We start from the raw sequence: 1,080 nt of genomic DNA on the forward strand, positions 1-1,080 counted from the left end.
GGGTTTGAGGGCCTTGACGATCGCCGGCGCGCCGTCCGCGCGAACAATCTTCCAGATGCGGCTGCTGAACGTCTCGGCAATCAGTTCTGGCGCGCTGACCTTCCAGCGTTCTGGAAATGTCGGAGCGTCCATTCAGGGCTTGAGGCCGAGCATCAGATCCATGTTCTGCACGGCAGCACCCGAGGCGCCCTTGCCGAGGTTGTCGTAGACGGCGAACAGCAGCGCCTGGGCCCTGTCGTCATTGGCCAAGACATAGAGCTTCATCCGGTTGGTGCCGTTGTAGATTTCGGGATCGATCTCCGGCACGCGTTCAAGATGCACATAGGGCGCCACCTCGACCACGCCGCCATCTATCGCGGCGAAATGGTCGGCAATCGCCGCATGAAGCTCGGCGCCCGTCGGTACATAGTCGAGGCCGCCGAGCTGCAACGGCACCACGGTGATCATGCCTTGCGCGAAATTGCCGACCGCCGGCTGCATGATCGGGTCATGCGACAGCTTCGCATAGGTCCTGAGCTCCGGCACATGCTTGTGCTGCAGGGTCAGCCCGTAGGGCAGGAATTCCGAGGCATCCTCGCCCTTGGCGACATAGTCCTCGATCATCGGTCGGCCGCCGCCCGAATAGCCCGAAATGCCATTGACGGTGACCGGAAAATCCGGCGGCAACAGCCCGGCTGCCACCAGCGGCCTGAGCGTCGCGATCGGGCCTTGCGGCCAGCAGCCCGGATTGGCGACGCGCTTCGCCGAAGCGATTTTCCGCGCCTGATCCTTGTCCATTTCGGCGAAGCCGTATTCCCAACCTTCGGCGACGCGATGCGCGGTCGAGGCGTCGATGACCCTTGTGGTGTCGTTGGTGATCAGCGAAACGCTTTCTTTTGCGGCTGCATCCGGCAGGCACAGGATCGCGACGTCGGCGGCGTTGAGGAACTCGGCTCTAGCTGCCGGTTCCTTGCGGCGCTCGGTCGGGATGGAGATGATCTCCAGGTCGCCGCGTTCGGCAAGCAGCGCCCTGATCTGCAGACCGGTGGTGCCGTGCTCGCCGTCGATGAAGATTTTCGGTTTCATTGCCTGCCTGAATTC

The 1,080-nt window shown here is 63.0% G+C and carries 2 protein-coding genes; both read right to left on the bottom strand.

What is annotated here, in order from left to right; translation table 11 throughout:
* Positions 1-132: aminoglycoside phosphotransferase family protein (locus tag EOA85_RS35890; RefSeq protein ID WP_281033834.1), on the bottom strand; the 132-nt coding region annotated here is incomplete at its 3' end.
* Positions 133-1,065: an N-acetyl-gamma-glutamyl-phosphate reductase gene (argC, locus tag EOA85_RS35895; RefSeq protein WP_127212776.1), complete on the bottom strand. Its 933-nt coding sequence runs from the start codon at positions 1,063-1,065 to the stop codon at positions 133-135. It abuts the gene before it with no gap.
* Between the last annotated feature and the right edge of the window lie 15 nt (positions 1,066-1,080).

It is taken from the genome of Mesorhizobium sp. M5C.F.Ca.IN.020.29.1.1, from assembly GCF_003997375.1.
Lineage (GTDB): Bacteria > Pseudomonadota > Alphaproteobacteria > Rhizobiales > Rhizobiaceae > Mesorhizobium > Mesorhizobium wenxiniae.

What these genes read in the sequence shown, in the direction of transcription:
- argC (WP_127212776.1), bottom strand. Translation starts at nt 1,065, where the DNA reads ATGAAACCGAAAATCTTCATCGACGGCGAGCACGGCACCACCGGTCTG.